The sequence below is a fragment of the Fibrobacter sp. genome, assembly GCA_017503015.1.
Classification (GTDB): Bacteria; Fibrobacterota; Fibrobacteria; order Fibrobacterales; family Fibrobacteraceae; genus Fibrobacter.
On record JAFVTX010000031.1, the window covers coordinates 59,270 to 80,992 of the forward strand.

Below are 21,723 nucleotides of genomic sequence, written 5' to 3' on the forward strand. Positions count from 1 at the left end.
CCCCCCACATCAGCACCGGGGGGGCTTCCCTTCACCCCTAAACAATCAAAGTCCCAGGACACACCGTCCGGGGCTTTTTGCCGTTTTAATAAGCTCTAGCGGATCCTCGCCTTCGCGAGGATGACGAAGGGCGATCCCCGCCTGCGCGGGGATGACAAAGAGGGTGTGCGGGGATGACAATGGAGGGGCGAGGATGACGAGGGGAGGGGGGGGGGCTATTTACCCAATGCCGCCAATTTTGCCTTGAATTCGGAAATCTGTTCGGGCGACAAGTCCATGCCCTGCAGCACGGCGATGGCATCGCTGTGCCCCTTAGATTCGCCCTCCCTGCGGGCACGGACCTTCAGTGAGGCCAGATAGTCCAGTTCTTCTTCCGTGAAAACCATATCCCTTGCCTGCTCCTTGATAAGTTTGTCCGACGCATTCACTACCAAAATACGCTTGATTGCCTGCGAAATCACGTCGTCGCCGAAATCCGGAAGGTCGTTGGCCCCGCCCGCATGCTTGAGCAGGTACAGCCAGCGGTCTTCGGTGGTCCGGACGGAATCGGTCGTCTTGTTGAACCGTGTCAGGTCATACAAAATATACTTCACCTTGTCGGTAATTGTCAACCCCCTCTCGTTACGAATTGCCCAGGTGCCGCGGTAACTGTCTTGTTGTTCAACTGCAAAGTCGCATATCCAGATAGCATAGGTGAGCGGGATTTCGTAGCGACGTTCCTCGCGACGTGCCCGTTCTTCGTCGGTAAGGTCTTTTTGCGGGTCCTTGAAAAACTCGTGATCCCACTCGTACTTGCTCTGAAGCAAGAAAGCGCTGTGCTGCAGCAGAATGCGGTCGATGAATCGACTGTGCTTTGCCTTTTGCATTTGACGCCTACGGCGTCCGCGACTGCGCCTCAGAAATAAAAACAAACAAGTTTGTTTTTGCTTCATTCGGCTTGTACGCTATTCGATGTTCACGCTTAGCCCGTTGGAAGTGGTGGCGCGGATATCGAGCCTAAAGGATTTTACCTGCGGGAAGATGATGTTCACCTCGGTGTTCTTGACGGTGACGGAAGTAATCCGGTTGTCACCTTCCAGATGAAATACCCCGTTCAGAAAACTCACAAGCGCCTGTTCATCGCTCAGGAACGCCTTAAATCCGGTGTCGTAGAGCGGGTCGATGTAGGTCCGCTTTTTGATTTCTTCGTAGGTCCTCTGCACCCAGAATTCCTGCGAGGTAGCGATGGTGAACTCGGGGCTGATTTCGTTAATGTTCGTATTGTTCATATCTATAACCGGGTACGCTCCGGAAAGCGGGAGCGCAGAATTGCCCTCCTCTTGTATAGACGCTTTTTTGAAGGAAAACTTGCCTGAAAATTTTGTTTACAGCGAGTGTTTTACAAATGAAAGGAGATCCCCGCCTTCGCGGGGATGACAATGGAGGAGCGCAAGGATGACGATGGTAGGGATAGGAGATGCCCGGTCAAGCCGGGCATGACAGCGAGAGGGGCGAGGATGACGATGGTAGGGATAGGAGATCCCCGCCTGCGCGGGGATGACAAAGAGAGTGTGCGGGGACGCCCGCCCCTACTTCCCGGGTTTTTCCTCGATCTTCACGATGGGTTCGTCCATCATGCGCTCGGCGATAACCTCGGGAGTCTCTTCGGCAACAGCAGCGTTGGATTCTTCGGGCATCCAGGGCTTGTCCAGGCTCTTTTCCCAAGAAACGGTAGGCGCCTGCACCACCTCGTGGGACGTATCCACCACGGGGAGGCCCAGAATTTCGCGGGCACGGTTCAGGGCGGCATCGATATTGCCCAGGGCGTTCTCCTCACCGAGCTGCTTGAGCACCCCTGCGCGGGTCAGGGCCACCACGGGCTGGGCATGCACACCGCTCAAGAGCAGCTGGGTGCCTTCGCTATTGCAGCGATTCAGCAGATCCTCGATCATCTGGATACCGGCGGCATCAATACTGGACACGCTACGCATACGCAAGATAAGAATCTTCGGTTTGTCGGAGATACGGGCCATGGTATCCTTGAACTTGTCCACGGCCCCAAAGAACAGGGAACCGGCCAGTTCGTACACCGCCACGCCCTTGGGCACCTGGCGGCTGAGCTCGTTGTGGGCAGCCTCTTCGTCGTCTTCCCTGAGGGCCTCGGTCACCGTCTCCATCTCGGACACATCGCTCATGCGCTTAATGAACAGCACCGCAGCAAGGAGCACGCCCACCTCGATAGCTACCGTCAGGTCGATAATCACCGTAAGGAAGAAGGCCACCAGCATCACGATGGCATCGCTCTTGGGAGCCTTGAACATCTTGATAAAGCTGCGATAGCCACACATGTTAAAGGCCACCTGGAAAAGCACCGCAGCCAGCGCCGCCATGGGGATCATCTCGGCATACTTGCCCAGCACCAGCATAATGAGCAGAAGCACCACCGCATGCACCAGGCCCGAAACCGGGCTCACGGCGCCATTACGAATGTTGGTAGCCGTACGGGCAATGGCGCCCGTAGCGGGAATACCGCCGAACACAGGGGATAAAATGTTGGCGATACCCTGGCCAAAAAGTTCGGTATTGGAGCGGTGCTTGGTACTGGTCATACCGTCGGCCACCACGGCACTGAGCAAAGACTCTATAGCACCCAGCATGGCGATGGTAAGGGCCGGCTGGAACACCTTCTGCATCATCTCGAGGCTAATGTTCGGCAAATGGGGCACCGGGAAACCGCTGGGGATATGGTTCTTCATGCCGATGGTCACTACGCCGTGACCGTTAATCGGATCGTCCCAGCCCAGCACCTTCACAAGGACCGTCGCCACCACGATAGCCACCAGGGAACCCGGAACCTTCGTGGTAATTTTCGGCCACAAGATACAAACCGCCAGAGCAACAAGCCCCACGATAACGGCATACATATTTACAGTGTCAAAAGAGGATGCGTAAAGCTTGATTTTCCCAACTGCATCGGCAGGGTCCTTGGCCAAGAAACGCAGGCCAAAGAAGTTGGGCACCTGGCCCAGGGCGATGATGATGGCAATACCCGCCGTAAAGCCCACCGTCACAGGGTACGGGATGAACTTGATAATGGCACCAAACTTAGCCAGCCCAAAAATCACGAGGAAAATACCGGCAAGCAATGTAGCAGAAGCAAGACCGTCATAGCCGTACTGTGAAACGATGCCGTAGACAATCACGATGAAGGCGCCGGTGGGGCCGCCAATCTGGAAACGGGAGCCGCCCAACAGGGAAATGGCAAAGCCTGCGATGATGGCCGTATAAAGGCCCTGCTCAGGACCCACGCCCGAGGCGATAGCAAAAGCGATGGCCAGGGGGAGCGCCAAAATGCCCACGATAAGCCCGCTCATCAGGTCGCGGGTCAAATCCTTGCGGGTGTAGCCACGCCTTACGACGCGGGCAAATTCAGGGGTAATAGTCGCCACGACACCGTTCAGATAGTTCTTGACGGAATTCTTGGCATCAATAGTCTGCATCTGGGCTCTCCTAGGTAAAGGCGGGCCCAAACTTAGAAAACTTTACATTGTTCGTTAAGGGCGATAAGAAAAAAGAATGCTTAATGTGGAAGCCGCTACAGAAGGCCCTTCTTAGCAGAACGCATCAGGTTCTTGACCTGCTTGTTGGAAAGCTGGGGAACCTCGGCATCCCGTTCACGGCGGGACTTGGGTGCACATTCCTCGCACAAAAGCCTGGTCACCGTACCAAAGCTGGTGGCACCGTCCATCTTGTCGGCCTGGCGAGAACGGTAGGGCCGGACTAGGGCTTCGCGGTGGCACTTGTCGCACACACCCATTTTCGGAGGAAGCGGTTCACGCTTGTCCCTTTTCTTCTTTTCTTCGTCCATGGCCCAGGCGCGAGCGCTCGCGGCATTCTTTGCGGCAAAATGATCATCAAAAAGACTCATGGCAACTCCTTTTCTACTTTAGCTCCCTCAATATACAATCTTCCAGGAACATGGACAGCAAAGTCACGCACAAAGAGGTGGGTTTAGAGGCCTCCGAGAAGAGACTGCGACCAAACTTGCCTCGTTCTTCCTGCTTGGCCTGGAACTTTTGCACGTGGGCCTCCCAGTCAAAAATTTTCACACGGTCTGGTGCCATGTCTACGAAGTCCCGAATGGACTGGTTCAGCGCCGCCACCTGGTCTCCCCCTTCAGGAAGCATTTCGGTAGGAATTGTAAGCAGGTCCAAGCCGGACTGGGTCTTTTTCAAGAGTTCTTCCAGCAGGGTGCGGTAATGTTCCGCCACCACCTCGGCCACGCCACGCTCACGCTTCAAGTCGTTATAGCCGAGCCCAAGCACAATGCGACCCGCCTTCTTGCCGATAATGTCGGAAGAGGCGCGGGCAAAGAGCTGCGGAATAGACAGCGACATGGGAGCGTTGATAGAAAACTGCATGGGCCGGTTGGGCTCTGCGCACAGGAGCATTTCGGAACAGCGGAAGGCAGCCTCGCCCTCGCTTCCAAGCAGTTCGTCACCGATTATCAGAATCCGGTTTTCCACACTTCTAATCTACACATTCTCATCCGGCTTGACCACCGAGAGCACCCAATAATTTCCCGTTTTCTTCCGGGAAAGCACCTTTATGCCGTCGGCCACCAGGGAGCCCGGCACGTTTTCGATAGGGGAACCATCATCCAGGTATATTTCCAGCGGCCGCCCCGCAGGAAACCCCGCCATCACCAGGCGGGACCGGACCGAGTTCCCGGGGCAGGCCACGCCCCGCAAGTCCAGCACCTTCGGAAACTCCATCTTCAGGCTCTCCGGAATGGGCGCCGTCTTGGACCGCTCGCAAAAGTCCACGATGGCCTCCGCATGTTCTTCCGGACTCTGCACCCACTCCCCCATGGGGATTTCGGCAGGGGCCTTCGCCAAAAACCAGGCTAGACCATCGGTGCCGGTAAGACTTGCAGAACACTCCCTGCGGATCCAGTCCGTGCAGGCGTACCCCAAGAGCTGGACCAGAGACTTGCCGAAGCCCTCTTTTTTCCGGTTGTTTTCAACCCAAACTAAAAGCGGATTTTTGTCCATCTGGCGGTGCCTTGTCAAGGGGTAAAACCGAGAAAATTTTCTTTTTTTTCAAAATTTTCAAAAGCGATAAAAAAACTATCAAAAAATTCGTATAAGGTGTAGAAAAGTTTTGTTAACCTTTCTATAATTGGCGTCAAGCATTCAAGAATGCAAAGGTTTTTGGAATTATGATAAACAGTGTCCTACTCTATGCGATGTTCGTGGTATACGTCATCGCAGGCGTTGGCTTGGTCATTTACGGTTTTAGCTGCTATTACAGTATTTACCTGTTCCTGAAGAACAGCCGAAAGACCCGTCTTACCGACCGCAAGAACATTCTCCAGTTTTACCGTGAACATTCCATGGCGGACCTGCCCCAGGTTACCACCCAGCTGCCCGTGTTCAATGAGGCCAACTGCGTGGAGCGACTGCTGGAGGCGGTCTGCGCTATCGACTACCCCAAGGACAAGCACGAAATCCAGGTCCTGGACGACTCCACCGACGAATGCTACGAAGTAGCCAAGAAAAAGGTGGAAGAACTGGCCGCCAAGGGTTACGACATCAAGCTTATCCACCGCACGAACCGTTCCGAATTCAAGGCCGGCGCCCTCAAGGAGGCCATGCAGGTTGCCAAGGGCGATTTCCTCGCCATATTCGACGCGGACTTCGTGCCCGAGAAGGACTTCCTCCTCAAGACCATCCCCTACCTGGTGATGGACGAAAAGATTGGTCTGGTCCAGGGACGCTGGGGCCACCTGAACCGCACCGAGTCCGGTTTGACCCTCGCCCAGTCCATCGGTATCGACGGACACTTCGTGGTGGAACAGTCGGCCCGTAGCTGGGGCAAGCTGTTCATGAACTTCAACGGCACCGCCGGCGTGTGGCGCAAGCAGGCCATCTACGGCGGTGGCGGCTGGGAAGGCGACACCCTGACCGAAGACATGGACCTCTCCTACCGGTCCCAGCTGGCCGGCTGGAAAATGAAGTTCGTGTTCGACGTAATCGTTCCCGCCGAACTCCCCAACGACATCAACGCCTTCAAGGCGCAGCAGTTCCGCTGGGCCAAGGGTTCTATCCAGACCGCCATCAAGATCCTGCCCCGTGTGCTCAAGGCGAAGGTCCCGCTCCGCGTAAAGATCGGCGCCATCCTCCACACGACCCACTACTCGATTCACCCCTGCATGTTGTTTACCGCCCTCTGCGCCTGGCCTCTGCTCGCCTTCTTTGAGCCGGTGGCACACCTGCCGGGCTGGGCCTACACCATCGGTTTCAGCTTTATCTTCCTCGCCGCTATCGCTCCTTCCGTGCTTTACTTTGTGGCCCAGCGCTGCTCCGGCTATACCGGCTGGAAAATCCGCCTGCTGAGTCTGCCTATCTTGATGGCCCTCGGCGTGGGCATCGCCGTGAGCAACTCCCGTGCCGTGTTCTCCGCCATCATCGGAAGCAAGGGCAGCTTCGTGCGCACCCCCAAGAGCGGCGGCTCCAAGAAAAAGGCCAAGAGCCACTATGCCCAGAAGTTCCCTTGGCAGGCCGTGGTGGAACTGGGTGTGGGCGCTTACTGCATTTTCGGTCTTCTGGAATACATCGGCGCACAAAAGTTCATTATCGGGCCGTTCCTCGCCCTCTACGCCATCGGGTTCCTTTCTGTTGGCGTACTCTCCTTTATGCACTACATCGGAAACATCATCGAGATGCACCGGGCAAAGAAGAATTCGGAATCCTGAATTCGGGGTTCGGAATTATCGAAGGACTCAAGAAGTTCTGAGAAATTCGAGAAAGTAATTAATAACGATTAGAGATTGATTTCGGGTCTGGATTCACCACGAGCCGGTTTTTAGTTTGTATCAAGTCCTGCAAGAGCGCTCCCGTGCTGGTCTGGTAATCCCTCTGCAGCCGCACGTAATCCCCATGCATGCCTTTCCACACACCAAAGGCCACCAGTGCCACAATTCCCGCACAGGCCATGGTCACTATCAGTTCCATCAATGTGAATCCGTCTCTTCGCACCGCACAATCCTTTTCAAGGTCAAGTCGCTCCAGTATCCCGAAGTTTCGTGAACGGCCACCCACTGCAAGGGGGCACCTCCCGGGACACGTTCAAACGACAGTGAAAAATCAATCCCCTGCCTCGATACCGAAACCATGGTCAAGGCAGTGTCGGCCTGGTCGCGCCTAGGCTTTACGCAGGGGGCCGGCTTTGCCACATTCTCTTCTATCAGGGCCACCGCCTCCAAAATGGCATGGCCCTTTTTGGACTCCCTCTCCTTTATCTGCGAAAAACTGACAATGGTGTGTCCGATTCCCATGGCTCCGATAGAGAGCACCACCACGGCCACCATGACCTCCATCAAGGTAAAGCCCCGTTTCATAGGCGCCCCCAGATTTTGCGTTTGCCCTCTATAAAGGCAGGGAACAGAATCCCGCCAGGATCATCCTCAGAGTTCTGCGCAGTCTCATTCTCGTCACTTTCGGACCAGGTTGCCACTATAGCCGTCGGAAATAGACTCCGGGCACGGTCTTGCATCCGGAAACTTGAAGCAAGTACCACCCCCCGAAAACACGCATCCTCTTCGGCGCGAAAACCACCTCGAGTGAAGAGTTCCAGGTACCCGACAGACATTTCTCCCTGAAACACAACATCGCCCAAGGAATATAACCGGAGGGTATCAAAATGGGCCTTCCCGCGGACAAGGGCGGTCCCTTCCACCCAGAAGCTAGCCGAACGAACGCTATCGGAAAAATTCATCTCGAGATCGCCCTGATGAATAGCGCCCGACATAAACTGTTCGCCCTGGAAATAGCGTCTATTTCCGTACAGGTCTTTTTCCGCCGTCATCTCCTGCAGCCGCTTTTCCAAATCGGCCCTGTAAGCAGAAATCCCGTTCGACCATTCCCAAAAAGAAACGTCGTGAGGTTCCGTTCCCGCCACAAAGCAAAGCTCCCCCACGCCCGACGTCTTGCCGGAACTGTCCACGACAGCAGAAGCGCAAATCTTTTCCCAAGGGCCGAAGGGTTCCGCCTGCACGGGAGGCAGCTCCGGATAATACCCCGACGGAAACCCCTGCAAATGGAGCAGCACGGCGGATTCCGCCTTGTAGAAATTCTCGAAATCCGACTTGAACCGGGCATACACCGGATTCATGTGTCCTGCCGTTTTCAGCAGGGTGGTAAAAAGCAGCGTCAGGCTCAGCAGCAGAACCGCCACCAGGGGCAGCACGAACCCTCGGGAACTAGGGCGCACCATTGAGCACCTCCCACTGCGTACCTCCGCACTCCAGCACCACCCGGTCCCGGAGCACGGATTTCACCCGGTACGACTCCAGGGAATCTCCCGCCCTTTTCACGACCCGCGCACCGACAAACACACCCGAAAACAGCTTGTCCCCTACGATTCCCTGAACGGAAATAGACGGCCTTGGGCACTCGGTAGCCGCCTCTCTGGCTTTCGGGCGCGAGCTTTTTGCATTTTTTTGGATACGGGGTTCTTTTGATATGGGCCCTGTCGCGGGTGTGGATAGCACAGGGGCCTCCGGACCAGGCATCGCCACGCCACCGACATCAAGATTTTCCCGCACAAGGATTCCCGCAAACATCATCAGGAAAAATAGAATTAAAGAAAGTCCCGCCGCCCTCCCCCGCTTCCTGGATTCAAGATGCAGGGCCTTCCAGAACGGATCCTTTGCAGCTTTTCCAAGCTGTACCACCCATACCGCCGCAGGGTCGCCGAAGTCCACTTCCAGGAATTCCAGCTCGCCCTGCCGGAAGTTTCCCGCCTTTGAAAACAGCGGGTCCTGCCGCAAGAATTCGTCCATCCGCTGCAGGCGACCGACAGCCATTTCCTTCCCGCAAGCACCCCCGTAGCCCCGTTCTTCGGACCAGTGGCAAAGCCGGCCTTCGTAAAAGACCAGCACGAACAAGATGCCGTTCACGATAGCGGCATAGCGAAAGTTCTCGTAGCTCTCCCAGGATTCCATCTGGGCGTCGGCCCTGGCGTACAGGAACAGGGAGCGAGGCAGGGCGCGCCTCCCCCGCCAACAACGCTTGCCGAAACCTTTTTCGCCGTCGCTTGACCTAGGCGAGCCGAGGATTACCAGGTATCGGTGCCTGCGGCCCTCCGGCGAATTGAAGGAAACCATCTTCCAGAATTTCGGCGAGCCCTCCACTTCCGGAAAATCCCTTCGGAAATATTCCAGCAGGTTTTCGGGTGCAAGACTTTCTTCAAATCCCGTCACCAGCTCCCAGGTGCAAATCCGGGCGTCAACGCCCTGAACGCGGGCCATCAGAACTTCACCTCCGGTGTGATGAAGATGGCAAGCTCGCTTTCTTCCTCTTCTTCACTCTCGTAACTGAACAGCCTGCCGATGAACGGGATGCTCCCCAGGAAGGGCACGGCCGTGCGCACCTCGGTCTTGTTCTTGCGCACCAGTCCCCCGAGGCAAAGGGTTTCCCCGTTTTTCAAAAGCACCATGGTCTTTAGGTTCCGGGTGCTGATGTCCCGCGGGCCGTCACCGGAGCTGCGTCCCGCCGTCTTGATTTCGGGAGCCACGTCCAGAGTGATTACGCCCTCCCGGGTTACCGATGGCGTGAGCTCCAGAGAAATGCCGTCGTTGAAGGAACGGTAGTCTGTAATGGGGTAACCTTCGGCGCTGACCTGGCTCACCAGGTAATAGACAGTATTGGTCACGTTCAGCTCCGCCTTGTTGCCGTTCAGGGTGGTAAGCCGCGGGCGGGCAAGGACCTTCGCCTGGTTGTTTTCTTCCATGGAGGCAAGTTCCAGCTCGAATCGGTCCGGCAAGATGCCGATTTTACCGACGGCCCCCTTGCCCGAAGCATCCTTTCCCAAAAAGTCCAGGAAACCTTTCAGTCCCAAATCGCCCTCCTTGGTACGGCGGCCAGAGCCTCCCCGTAGCCCGATTTCAAAAGCGCTCCCCTTCCGGAATTCCACGATTACGCAAGAAAGCGTCACCTGCATCAGGGGAACGTCTATTTTCTGTAAAAGGGCCTCCGCCGATTCAATCCGGTCCGTCGCTCCCGAAAGCAGCACGGCGTTCTGCTCCTTCACTTCCGAAACAGTCATCTCCGTTCCAGAAAACATCTTTCCCAGCTGTTGCAGGGCGTGCTCGCAAGAGACGTGTTTCAGCGCGTAAAGTTTCGTCACCGAAAGGGGATTTCGGTTTCCGCCCTCCGATACAGAAAGCGTATTGGAATCCAGCCGGAAGGTGTATCGGCTCCCCCGGAACAGGGCCTCCAAAAAATCCTGGAGCCTTACGTTTGTAAAATCCAGGCGGACCTTTTCGTCCAGGTTCCCGTACATGGCAAGGTTCAGCTCTGCAAGGGCGGCAAGCTCCTTCACGGCCTCCCCTACGGGGACGCCGTCCAGATGGGCTTCGTAGAGCGAATCCTCTTTCCAGATTCGTGCAGACGATTCCGGCTGTGCGCCCGCGGCCTCCCTGCGGTCCCCCGCCTGCACCATCCGGACCATCAGGCAGCCGTTCTTCTTTTCTACCCCAAAGCCGTTGATTTCTAGCAGGGAGCGAAACGCACGCTCCGCAGGCAGACTGCGGATACTTCCGGAGAGATTCCCCTGCACATCCGGCTTCCACAAGACGTTCAGCCCCGTGGTGGCGCTGAACTCTTCCAGAAATTCAAGAACGTCCTTATCCTGCACCTGGACCGACACCAGGGAATCCTGCAGGCGGATGTCGCTTTTCCCGCGAAGCTTTTGAGGCTGGATTACCAGCAGGTTCTCCTTCTGGACCAGTTCCAGCCCGTTGGATTCGCACAGGGCGGACAAGCCCTCCAAAAGGGAAACCCCTTCCAGATGGAATGTGACTCGACGGTCCACGCCGGCATCCACCATCACGGGAACATCGTAGGCCAGCGACAGAGAACGGGCCACCTCCTGCACGGGAGTGTCCACAAAATCAAGGGTTACGGCGCCCGACGCAAGGGCGCCCAACAAAAGAACTAGGGGGAAAAGGGCACGCACCGCAAGACCTCCATGAAAGACATATTCAAAAGAGATTCCTGCGGAATCCGCCGAAGAACGCTGCTAAAGGGACCCTTTAGGCATTCCGCGGGATAAAATACAAAAAAAGAATTCCCCGAGACTAGCCCGGGGAAGTAAAAAAATGACGATCCGAATAAAATTACATCCAGCCGCGCTCGGACGTGCCGGTAATACCGCGAATCTTCAGTTCGAAGTCATCCCTGTTGGTAGCCGCATTCAGGGCCACGTCCAGAGAAATCTTTTCTTCGTTGTAGAGTTCCAGCAGGGACTGGTCGAAGGTCTGGCTATGGTACTGCATGTGGCCTTCGGCAATGGCCGTTTCCACCATAGGAAGCTTGTCCTTGTCCTTGATGTATTCCTTGATGGCCGCCGTATTCACCAAAATTTCGGCAGCAGGCACGCGGCCCTTGCCGTCCTTGGTGGGCAACAGGCGGAGCGAAATAATGCCAGCCAGAACTTCTGCCAGCAGCAAGCGGATTTCGTCGTGCTGGTGGGGCGGGTACATAGAAAGCACACGCTGAATTGTTTCGGTAGCGTTGGTGGTATGGATGGTGGCGAACACCATGTGGCCCGTATCCGCTGCCGTAAGCGCAATGGCCATAGTCTCCAGGTCACGAATTTCACCCACCAGAAGCACATCCGGGTCCTGACGAAGCGCCGCACGCAAGGCATTCGCGTAAGACAGGGTATCCACGCCAAGCTCACGCTGAGAGATAATGGCCTTGTTGTCGTTGTACAGGTATTCGATAGGGTCTTCTACCGTAATGATGTTCACCGACTCGTTCTGGTTGATGTAATCCAGCATAGAGGCCAAGGTCGTAGACTTACCGGAACCCGTCGTACCCGTCACCAGAATAAGGCCACGGCGGGTCAAGGCCAAGTCCTTCACCACATCGGGGAGTCCCAGCTCTTCGAAAGGAGGAATCTTCGCCTTGATATGACGAATCACCACGGCAATGGTGCCGCGCTGGCGGAACACGTTCACACGAAAACGGCCCATGTCGCGGGCGCCTACGGCAAAGTCACATTCCTTGTTGGTTTCAAAGCGCTGTTTCTGGTCCCGGTTCATGATATCGTCCAAGAAGGAATCCATCATGGCGGGGTCGATGCGGGTATCAAAAATTTTTACCAGGGAGCCGTTGATGCGGAAAATAGGAGGAGTCCCGACGCGAATGTGCAAGTCAGAGGCCTTGCTCTTTACCATTTCGCGAAGTAACTGCTCAATCCTTAAATCAGCCATCTACTAGCCTCCAAACTTTTCGTTGTAAATCTTGCGAACCTGTTCCAGGCGATCCTGAATTTCCTTGTTCTCGGGTTCCTTCTTGGCCAGGTCCTGGTAGATTTCCAGAGCCTTGTCGCAGATTCCCTGTTCCAAGTAGATTTCAGCCATGGTACGGGTATTCTGGCTTGCTTCCAGGTCAGCATTGACACTGTCCAGAGTAGCCGAAGGATCCTTCACAAGGCCTGCAGAGACTTCGTCATCGGAATCGCCGGACATCAAAAAGTCAACGCCCTTGTTCGAAGGCTTTTCGACCGGAAGGTCATCATCATCGCTTTCAAAAAGACCCTTGAAGGCCCCCGAAACTTCAGATTCCAAATTGTCGAAATCCGTTTTCGGAGTGGCAGCTTCGGCCTGAGGCGCGGCAGGCTTTTCTTCAACAGGAACGTCTGCCGCCACATCGTCGCTTTCTCCGAACAAATTATCAAAGGACTTGTCCAGGCCTTCTTCCAGGGATTCTGTCGAGATGTTCTTTTCTTCGACAGCCGCACCGGTACTTTCTTCTTCGCTACCGAACAGGCTATCGAAGGCACCGCCCATCTCCTTCTCGAAATCGCTTGCATTCTGAGAGAAAGATTCTGCACTAGTGGCGGGTTCAACGGCAGGCTCTTCGGCAGGTACTTCTGCAACCGGTTCTGCAGCAGGCAGCTCTTCCGTAGTCGCTGTCTCACCGCCCACGGCAAGGTCTTCTTGCGGCAGGTCGTCGTCGCTTCCGAAAATGGAACTGAAAGCATTGTCTACACTGCTTTCCACTTCCTTGGTTTCTTCGGCAGGCATTTCCAATTCTGCAGTCGGTTCCTCGATTGCAGGTTCCGCAGTCTGTTCAACCGGAGATTCCTCTATGTCCGGTTCTTCGGGCAAGGTTTCGGCTGCAGGCTCAGTTGCATCAATCGAAGGGGCCGAAATTTCGGCAGACTTCTGGAAAAGGCCAGACGACTCTTCGGGCAGGTCTTCGTCGGCACCGAAGAGAGAATCAAAGGCTCCACCAACACTGTCAGAGGATTCTTCCTTGGCCGGTTCTGTCTCCGCAGACTTTTCGAACAGGGAATCTCCAGATGCAGGAGCCTCTTCAACAGGCGTTTCTTCAATCGTAGTATCCGCGGATTTCTGGAACGGAGACCAGTCACTTGCGTCTACAGGAGTATCGTCAAGATTCAAAGAGTCATCGCCTGCAAGCGACAATTCGTCTGCGGCAGGTTCAACCGTTTCAGCCACTGCAGGAGCATCTCCCGTCAGGTTCATCGATTCATCTGCAGACTTCTGGAATGCCGCAGGTTCTTCGGGCAGTTCATCTTCACCGAAAATATCACCAAAGGCATCGTCGATGCTCTGGGGCTTGTCTGCAGCAGGAGCTGCAGGAGCCGACTCTGCCACTGGCGGTTCAACTTCGGCAGGAGGTTCCACCTCTGCAGACTTCTGGAACGCAGCCGGTTCTTCGGGCAGTTCGTCTTCGCCGAAAATATCACCGAAAGCATCATCGATGCTCTGGGGCTTATCTGCTGCAGGAGCTGCGGTCGCAGAAGGTTCTTCGGGCAGTTCGTCTTCGCCAAAGATGGAGCCGAAAGCGTCGTCCACGCTCTGAGGTTTGTCTTCGGGTGCAGGAGAGCTGAACACCTTATTTGCGTTTTCCGCCGCCGCAGGTTCGTCGTCGATACCCGCCGAAAGGTTCAGGTTGGAGAACGGAGAGGCCGGGGCCGCCGGTTCTTCGGGTTCCAGGTCGTCGTCCACGCCAAAGAAGTTGGACATGGCGGAATTCACGTCGCCGCCAGAAATGTCGTCGTCGGCAGGGAATACCTCCGGAGCCGACGGTTCTTCGGCACTGATGGATTCCATAGCGGAATCCAGAGATGCCTGCAGGCTATCCATTGCGGCCTCGTCACCGGCATCGGAGTCAGGAATCAAGGCCGACAAAGCAGCAAAGGGATCATCCGCATTGCTAGCTTCCGCGGCCAGAGATTCAAATGCAGTTGTTTCCGGAGTCGCAGATTCAGGCTCCGGCGTTGCAGTAGCCGCAGCAGGTTCCTCGTTTACAAACTCAAAGCCACTGCCAAACTTGGGCCCCTTTTCTTCAGGAACCACAGCCTCTTCGGGGGATTTTTCAAAGAAGGGAGCCTCTTCACCCATAGAGTAGTTCATAGAGGCGTCGGCATTTGCGGGTTCCAAGCCAGGCATGGTCAGATCCATCTCTCCCAGTTCCGCACCCGCAGCAGCGGCTGTGGCGGCAGCCACAACATCGTACTCGTCTTTCCAGAACTGGTCCAGCGGATCCATATCGTGGACCTTGCGGTAGCACTGGTTGCGCTCGTTAATCTTCTCCACCTTCTCATAGGCATCGCCCATACGTTTCTGGGCAGACAGGCAGAAAGGATCCATCTTGAGGACCTTGGCGCACTCTTCTATACAGCCCTCATAGTCACCCTTCTCAAACAAAATCTTGGTACGGACAAGGTGAGCGGCCAAATCTCCAGGATACAGGGTCAACCCACCGTCAATGCGCTCTAATGAGGTGTCCAGGTCACCCGCTTCTCTCTCAAAATCGGCAAGCCAAGCAAAGGCCTGGGTATTTACCTTCTTTTTACCGATGGTCTTTCTCAAAGATTCCAGCGTTACCGTCATTTTTCCTCCAATGAGAGCAAAATCGCTTCGTCAACCAACAGAACAGGGATTCCTTCACGGATGGGGTACACCCGTTTCCCGTCCATTGTGACCAGGGCCTCATCCAAAATTTCGGCCACTTTCTCGCCACCAATGTTCTTTGTCGTACCGGCAGCAATGGCACTATTCAGCGTCGAAAGAGTACTTTCATCCGCCATTTTGAGTTTACCCCTGGTTTCGGGGCAACATAGAATATCTAAAAGGGACTGATCGAACATAACACCTTAAAAATCAACAACTTACACAAGAGTAAAAATAACTCTATTTTGGCAAAAACGAAAAAAAGAAACTGTATTTATTGCAAATATTTAAGGTTTATTAAGGCAAAATTGCCGTTTTTACCGTTTCCGATGAGCAAATAGACCCTCAGGCCGAGTTTGCCGAGCCAATTGATGTCAAAATCCTCGCGATAACCCGAGAAATTGGACACCACCAGGAGCTCGCGGCAGCCCGTGCGGTTGCAGATGGATTCCATGTCCGAAAGGGGCCCGAGCAGGTGCTTGCGGTTCTCTTCGGAAAGCTTTTCGGGTTCGCCACTCACGCAGCCGAGAATCTCAATGCCGGGAATCACGTTGTAGCTATCGAACCAGTTATTGAGAGAATCTTCGCGACCGCCGAGCAGAATGGAGCGGTGGCGCTTTTTCGCAAAGATACGGTAGAAATAGTTTATCCAGAATGCGACGCGGCGCCAGGCAAGGAGTGCCAGCGGGATAAAGAGGCTGGAACAGACGGCAAAAAGGGCAAGACCGGGGAAATACGGCAAGCCATCTACGGCATCGCCAATAGACGGTCGCTGCGTAAGATAAGCAAAAGTCTCATAACCCGCGATTGCCAAGATATTCAGCGGTACTAAATAGCGTAGGAACTTCTCCCCCTTGAGGTTCGATTCCGTATATTCCCCGCGAAAAACGAGGAACACCATATTCACTAGGGCGACTATGACGATAAGCCACAAATCCATGAACTGATTGAAATCCCAAATACAGTTAGTCGGAGCGGAATCTGGTCCACCGCAATCCCCCATACCAACAATACGGCCAACAGAATTCACCTCAAAACTGCAACCACCGACATCGTAGCATTCCATACGCAGGCTTACAATCGCCCACACGGCGATCATGCCCAAATCCAGGAACATCTTCCAAAACTTGGGAATCAGGCGCGAGAACATGCCCACAAAAGCCGCAAACATGATACCAAACGACACGAGAAAATTCGGAACAAAGTAAAGGTCCTTGTGTTTCTTTACAAAGATAAGCATGGCCTTATAAAAATCCACATAGGACCCCCAGCGACGAGTACGACAGCTCTGGCCCTTGAAATGCAAGATGTTCGTGACCGGAGTGTAGTAATTGTGGAGTCCCATTTCCTTGGTGCGAAAACAGAGGTCCAGATCTTCGCCATACATGAAAAAGTCTTCATCAAAGCCATTCAGCTTTTCATAAACATCGCGGCGGATGCAGAAAAACGAGCCGCTTATGGCATCGACCTCGATCATCTCATCGGGATCGGCGTATGTCATGTTGTAGCTCGCCAGCGTCTTGCTTTTCGGGAAAAGTGAAGCAAGACCTATCGTCTTAGACACCGCAGAAACAATCGTAGGAAAAGACCTACGACAAGCCCACTGAAGAGAACCATCTTCATTCAAGATACGGCAGCCCACTGTTCCCGCTTCAGGGTGCTCCTTCATAAAGTCCAGCGCCCTGGTAAAGGAATCACGTGACACCACCGTATCGGGATTCACAAAGAACAAATAGGGGTTGGTCGCATGCTTCTCGGCTAAATTACAGCCTTTACCAAATCCTAAGTTTTCCTTGGATTCCAACCAAGTGACTTCGGGGAAAAACTCCTTTATTTCAGGAAGCACCGGTTCCTTGGAACCGTTGTCCAGAACAATCACCTGGGCATCCACATTCTCACAAGCATTCCGAATGGACTTTAGACAGGCCGGAATAAAGTCGCAGGAATTATAGGCGATAATGATAACAGAGCAAGAATACATTGCAAATGCGGAATTGCTTAAGCCAGCCCAAGGCGAAGTTTAAGAACCAGGAAGAACGCCTCGGAAATGATACCGCCGCTCATCTTGGAGGTCCCGCGGGTGCGGTCCGTAAACACGATGGGGATTTCCTTAACCCGAAGGCCCTTTTTCCAGATTTTGAAGGTGGTTTCAATCTGAAAGCAATAGCCGTCGCTCTTCATCTTGTCGAGATTCAGGGCCTGCAGGGCCTCGCGACGAAAGCACTTGAAACCACCGGTAGCATCACTTACCGGAAGCCTAGTCACTAAACGGGTGTAGACATTAGCACCGTAGCTCAAGATAAGGCGGCGCAAATCCCAGTTCACCACGCTGATACGACGGTCCTGATAGCGGCTACCCAAAACCAGGTCGGCATCTTCAGCCATTTCCAAAAAACGGCTCAAGTCCGCAGGGGAATGACTAAAGTCCGCATCCATCTCAACGACGCGCTCGTAATCCCGTTCCAAAGCCCACTTAAAGCCCGTCACGTATGCCGAGCCAAGGCCCATCTTACCCTTGCGACGAATCAAGTGGATTCTCGGGTTCTTTTCCGATTCAGCCTGTACCAGGTCACCCGTACCATCGGGACTTCCGTCATCCACCACCAGAATTTCCAGACAGGGATTCTGCTCCAGAATGGCCGGCATAATGAGAAGGATGTTTTCCTTTTCGTTATAGGTGGGTATAATGACCAGGCTTTTCGGGTAAGACATAAATTCCTCTACATTCACTTACAATCTACAAAATCATTCCTCACCGAGAGTATCAGCAATGGGGAAAGTCTGCTTGCGGTGACCGTTTACCATCTCTCCAAGAAGTCCCAAGGAGAAAAACTGCACGCTCATGACCAGGGCAAAACCGCCTGCAAGCAGGAGCGGACGCACATGGAGCGCCCCCGTCTGGAGCCATTCGTAGCCAAAATAGCCGCAAATGCCCAGGCCCACCAGCATAAACAAGAGGCCGATCAGGCCAAAGAAATGAAGGGGCTTAGTCGAAAAGCTCCGCATGAACATTAGGGACACCAAATCAAGGAATCCTGACACCAAGCGGGAAATGCCATACTTGGACACCCCATGAACGCGGGCCCTGTGGGCCACGGGCATTTCGGTAATGCGGAATCCCTGCCATTTGGCCATGACAGGAATAAAGCGATGGTAATCGCCATAAAGTTCGATATAGCGCACCACGGAGCGGCGGTAGGCCTTGATTCCGCAGTTAAAGTCGTGAAGGCGCTTGCCGCAGACCATGGAAACGGTCAAGTTGAAAAGCTTGGAAGGCCAGGTCTTGTGCCAAGGATCCAGACGACGAATTTTCCAGCCGGATACTAGGTCGTAGCCTTCGTCCAAAATCTTGATCATCTTGGGGATTTCTAGAGGGTCGTCCTGAAGGTCCCCATCCAAAGTGGCCACATAGTTGCCCTTGGCCTTCGAAAAGCCCAAGGCAAGAGCATCGGCCTTGCCGCAGTTGAACTGGAAACGGAACCCGCGAATAAAGGGATATTCCTTAGAAAGGCTTTCTACAACATCCCAAGTGTTATCCCTGCTGCCATCATCGATAATGATGACTTCGTAACTAAAACCCGTAGGCTCTATGGCGGCTACGATTTCCTTGAGCAGTTCCGGAAGGTTTTCGCTTTCTTCCTTGACCGGGATGACCATCGACAAATCCATCATGACCTCGATTTACTGAGCCATCGCTACTGTAGGAGTGGAATCAGAAGTTTCAACGGTAGAATCCGTCTCAGGAAGAGGTTCCTCTACCTGCAAAGGTTCATCCGGCATAGCCGAAATCTGTTGCAGGCTCATGGCAAGTCTAGCCTTGCCCCCTTCTTCGTAATCGGGAATAGCTGCGATACCCTTGCTCAAGACATTCAAAGCTTCCTGCTTCATGCCGGCGGCCTCAAACACGAAAGCGGCCGCCCAGTAGCAACGCCATTCCTTGGGGAACTGGCGTATACCCAATTCCAAGTACTTGGTGGCCTGCAAGGCAAGGCTGTCTACAGTAGCCTTCTTTTCCTTGGTAAAGGGATGTTCCTGACGAAGCGCAGAAATCTGGTCGCGGACATCAAAAGAAATCTGCAAGTACAGCGAGATGTAGCTGGAAAGGAGTCTTTCCGTTTCAGAATTGATAAAGGCGGTTCCATCACCCAGACCGCGGAACTTGTATACGGAATCAATGAGAGAGGCCGTATAGGCGGCATCAAAGGCGTTCCGCTTGGGTTCCAAATCGCCCTTCACAAAGTTATAGACCATACCTTCCTGGACCATGTACTTTTCAAGCCCCATGAAGTTGGAAGTTCCCACCGTCGTAGAAATTTCGATAGGCTTGTCCATGTTCTGCAGGGCAAGGTCAATGACCAGTTTATGCTGGGTGAGCATCATGCTGCTGCGGGTGCGGTTCGCCCAATCCACAAAGGCGTCCCATACCTGGTAGTGCACCTTGAACTGCAGCAGTTTTGCAGAATCAGCAGCAGACAATTCTTGACCTTCCAGCTGGTCAATACGGGCCTTGAGCTGGGGCATCAAACGTTCCGCGTTCTTGACCCAGGTAGAGACCTGATGGTTCGGATTAGAAGCGGAGCTGTTGTCCAGCACCATGTCGCTGTCGATAGTCTTCTTGTCGTAGCTGAGCTTCAAGATAGGTTCGTTGTCCAGCATCTGCTTGATGTACCAGTCCGTATTGCCCAGAGAAAGGTTCACCACGCGCACGTCCTTGCGGATACCGGCGACTTCCTGCGCAAACCAAAGCGGGAAGGTATCGTTATCGCCGTTGGTAAAAAGGATGGCGTTCGGGCGGCAACTGTTCAGCAAATTATAGGCGTAATCCCAAGGAACCCACAAGCCGGAACGGTCGTGCTCCTTGTAGTTCGAAATGCAGGGCACAAGGAACGAGACCAAAACAAGCACCGCAGCGACAGGACTTGCAAAAGCCGCGTAGGCACCTGTGGCGCAGGTCAGCACCAGAATGCCTGCGCCGATTCCAAGAATCAGGCTCATGAAGATAAAAGCCGGCGTGTAGAAGTAGTCACGCTCGCGGACTTCCATGTGGACCGCATCTGGGAAAGGCGCACGGGCACCCACCTGGGCAAAGCCGTTTTCAATTTTCTGCCAGGCCTGCCATGCCGTTGAATTCTGCAAAGAGGACAGTTTCTTTTCAAGCTCGGCGATTTTCGGGGCCGGAGTATTGCGCTGGCGAAGCACTTCGATGCGGATCTTGGTGCGCTCGATATCCTGACGCAAGTCAATCAAGTCGTTGGGATCGGGCACCATGGGAATTGCTGCCCCACGGCTGTTCAAGTCCTGAACATTCCGGGTCATGATGCTCACCCAATAGTCGTGCTCCCGCTGTTCCATGCGGGTACCATCGGCAAAATTGATGTAGAACAAGAGTCCCATGCTGCAAAGTACGTACAGCACGGACGTATAAATTCCCAAGCGACGGTTGCGTTTCCAGATAAATACGCAGACCATCACGATAAGGCCGTTCATGAGAACGAATATCAGGAACTGCGGGAGCACCGCATCGCCCATAAAGCTCATCTGGGTAGGGAACTTGATACCGAAACGTTCCAGGGGTTCGTTCTCAGAGGCATCGAAAGTATAGACCCCGTTGGCGTAGTTTACACCGCCCACCTTGTAAGGCAGGTACTGGGCCATCTGGTAGCCGCCATAGCTCATGCTGGGGAACGAGAGCACCTGGTGGGCCAGCTGGGAACGGCGGTAGAAGGCTCGGCTAATCATGCTTTCGGAGCCATACTGCTTGCGTTCCACAAAGTTATTGAATGCCTCCCAGTTTTCGCTCTTGAACAGGTTGCCCAGTTGCAGGTTGCCCTGCTCGTCGCGAATGTTGATTTCGGGGTCATTCTCGTCGATAATGGGATTCAATTCGGAACGGATGGGAATGTAAAGGTGAGTGCTGTAACCCACAAGAGCGAAGAACGCAAAAGCAAGAGAAAGGCGGATGGCCTTGTTCACATTGGGAGCAAAGGGCTTGATTGCGGCAAGAATTGCCAGAACCACAAGGCAAACAAGAGAAATCTCGATAAATGCCGACACCATGTAAATCACGGAACAGAGAAGCGTTCCCGTAATCCAAATGGGAATGCGTTCCACAATTTTCTTGGGCTGGGCAGCAAGCAAAAGGACAAACACCGCTGGCACCGTAAGCATGGTGTAGAGGTGGGCGCCGATACCGAGGAATGCGATGTAGCAGATAAATATCAGAATCTTGTCGCTACCGTCTTCGTCCCTCTTGTTGTACCACACCAGGCCAAGGTAGGATACCAGCATCAAGATAAACATGGCCACGCCATAGACTTCGGCTTCCACCGCATTGAACCAGAAGGTATCGGAGAAAGTCAGCAAGAAACCGGCCACGAGAGCGGCGGTAGCAAGCACGATAGTGCGGACCTTAGAAGAAATCCTTTCGGCAAGGGCGTCCGTCTTGAGGACCGTTGCCAAAAGTTCCCAGGCAAAGAGAGCCGTCACATAGACCGTAGCCGCTGAACTCACCACGGAGATGTAGTTCACCCGCTTCGCGATTTCTTCGACAAAGGGAAGCAGCACAATGACTGCACGGGCGAAGAACACGAAGAACGGCGTTCCAGGAGGATGCGGAATACCGAGGGTATTAGCGCAGGCCACAAATTCGCCGCAATCCCAGAAGGAGACCGTGGGCGCCATGGTCATGGCATAGACGATCAGGGCTACAAGGCTGGCAATCCCTGCAAAAATATGTTTCATCCACT

At 54.1% G+C, this 21,723-nt stretch carries 17 protein-coding genes and 1 pseudogene; 1 reads left to right on the plus strand and 17 read right to left on the minus strand.

The annotated features are described in order from the left end of the window. Positions 1-215 precede the first annotated feature (215 nt). The 5 genes and pseudogenes from IKB43_06170 to IKB43_06190 all read right to left on the minus strand — a co-directional run bounded on the left by IKB43_06170 (position 216) and on the right by IKB43_06190 (position 5,033). Positions 216-1,268, minus strand: a pseudogene (locus IKB43_06170) (PD-(D/E)XK nuclease family transposase). Between the two features lie 300 nt (positions 1,269-1,568). Next, on the minus strand, positions 1,569-3,479 hold the full coding sequence (gene sulP, locus IKB43_06175) for a sulfate permease (protein MBR2469721.1): 1,911 nt from the start codon (positions 3,477-3,479) through the stop codon (positions 1,569-1,571). Between the two features lie 95 nt (positions 3,480-3,574). Continuing rightward, on the minus strand, positions 3,575-3,907 hold the full coding sequence (locus tag IKB43_06180; GenBank protein MBR2469722.1) for a hypothetical protein: 333 nt from the start codon (positions 3,905-3,907) through the stop codon (positions 3,575-3,577). Between the two features lie 13 nt (positions 3,908-3,920). After that, on the minus strand, positions 3,921-4,505 hold the full coding sequence (locus IKB43_06185; protein ID MBR2469723.1) for a hypothetical protein: 585 nt from the start codon (positions 4,503-4,505) through the stop codon (positions 3,921-3,923). Between the two features lie 9 nt (positions 4,506-4,514). After that, the gene (locus IKB43_06190; protein ID MBR2469724.1) at positions 4,515-5,033 is read right to left on the minus strand and encodes a sulfurtransferase TusA family protein; all 519 of its coding nucleotides are present in this window, start codon (positions 5,031-5,033) and stop codon (positions 4,515-4,517) included. A 170-nt stretch (positions 5,034-5,203) separates the two neighbouring features. On the opposite strand from IKB43_06190, the gene IKB43_06195 reads away from it, so the two are divergent. After that, the gene (locus IKB43_06195; GenBank protein ID MBR2469725.1) at positions 5,204-6,736 is read left to right on the plus strand and encodes a glycosyltransferase; all 1,533 of its coding nucleotides are present in this window, start codon (positions 5,204-5,206) and stop codon (positions 6,734-6,736) included. A 58-nt stretch (positions 6,737-6,794) separates the two neighbouring features. Here IKB43_06195 and IKB43_06200 read toward each other — a convergent pair whose 3' ends face one another. From IKB43_06200 to IKB43_06255, 12 genes are all read right to left on the minus strand, one after another. Next, a complete protein-coding gene (locus IKB43_06200) occupies positions 6,795-6,995 on the minus strand; it encodes a hypothetical protein (GenBank protein MBR2469726.1) in 201 nt (66 codons plus the stop codon). Next, entirely contained in the window at positions 6,995-7,381 is a 387-nt protein-coding gene (locus IKB43_06205) for a prepilin-type N-terminal cleavage/methylation domain-containing protein (GenBank protein ID MBR2469727.1), read from the minus strand. Before IKB43_06205 ends, IKB43_06200 begins: the two co-directional genes overlap by 1 nt. Further along, a complete protein-coding gene (locus IKB43_06210) occupies positions 7,378-8,256 on the minus strand; it encodes a hypothetical protein (GenBank protein MBR2469728.1) in 879 nt (292 codons plus the stop codon). The genes IKB43_06205 and IKB43_06210 overlap by 4 nt, the downstream gene beginning before the upstream one ends. Beyond that, entirely contained in the window at positions 8,243-9,292 is a 1,050-nt protein-coding gene (locus IKB43_06215) for a hypothetical protein (protein ID MBR2469729.1), read from the minus strand. The genes IKB43_06210 and IKB43_06215 overlap by 14 nt, the downstream gene beginning before the upstream one ends. Continuing rightward, positions 9,292-11,001, minus strand: a complete 1,710-nt coding sequence (locus tag IKB43_06220; GenBank protein MBR2469730.1) for a type II and III secretion system protein — start codon at positions 10,999-11,001, stop codon at positions 9,292-9,294. The genes IKB43_06215 and IKB43_06220 overlap by 1 nt, the downstream gene beginning before the upstream one ends. A gap of 160 nt (positions 11,002-11,161) precedes the next feature. Further along, positions 11,162-12,262: a PilT/PilU family type 4a pilus ATPase gene (locus tag IKB43_06225; GenBank protein ID MBR2469731.1), complete on the minus strand. Its 1,101-nt coding sequence runs from the start codon at positions 12,260-12,262 to the stop codon at positions 11,162-11,164. A gap of 3 nt (positions 12,263-12,265) precedes the next feature. Next, positions 12,266-14,917, minus strand: a complete 2,652-nt coding sequence (locus IKB43_06230) for a hypothetical protein (GenBank protein MBR2469732.1) — start codon at positions 14,915-14,917, stop codon at positions 12,266-12,268. Beyond that, complete coding sequence (locus IKB43_06235; protein ID MBR2469733.1) at positions 14,914-15,174, minus strand: hypothetical protein; 261 nt, start codon at positions 15,172-15,174, stop codon at positions 14,914-14,916. Before IKB43_06235 ends, IKB43_06230 begins: the two co-directional genes overlap by 4 nt. A gap of 77 nt (positions 15,175-15,251) precedes the next feature. Then, a complete protein-coding gene (locus IKB43_06240) occupies positions 15,252-16,958 on the minus strand; it encodes a glycosyltransferase (protein ID MBR2469734.1) in 1,707 nt (568 codons plus the stop codon). Between the two features lie 17 nt (positions 16,959-16,975). Then, positions 16,976-17,689 (minus strand): polyprenol monophosphomannose synthase, encoded by a 714-nt coding sequence (locus IKB43_06245; GenBank protein ID MBR2469735.1) that lies wholly within the window; start codon positions 17,687-17,689, stop codon positions 16,976-16,978. A gap of 33 nt (positions 17,690-17,722) precedes the next feature. Beyond that, positions 17,723-18,646: a glycosyltransferase family 2 protein gene (locus tag IKB43_06250; protein MBR2469736.1), complete on the minus strand. Its 924-nt coding sequence runs from the start codon at positions 18,644-18,646 to the stop codon at positions 17,723-17,725. 12 nt (positions 18,647-18,658) lie between these two features. Next, positions 18,659-21,718 carry a DUF2723 domain-containing protein gene (locus tag IKB43_06255; GenBank protein MBR2469737.1) on the minus strand — a complete coding sequence of 1,020 codons (3,060 nt, stop codon included), beginning with the start codon at positions 21,716-21,718 and terminating at the stop codon, positions 18,659-18,661. Between the last annotated feature and the right edge of the window lie 5 nt (positions 21,719-21,723).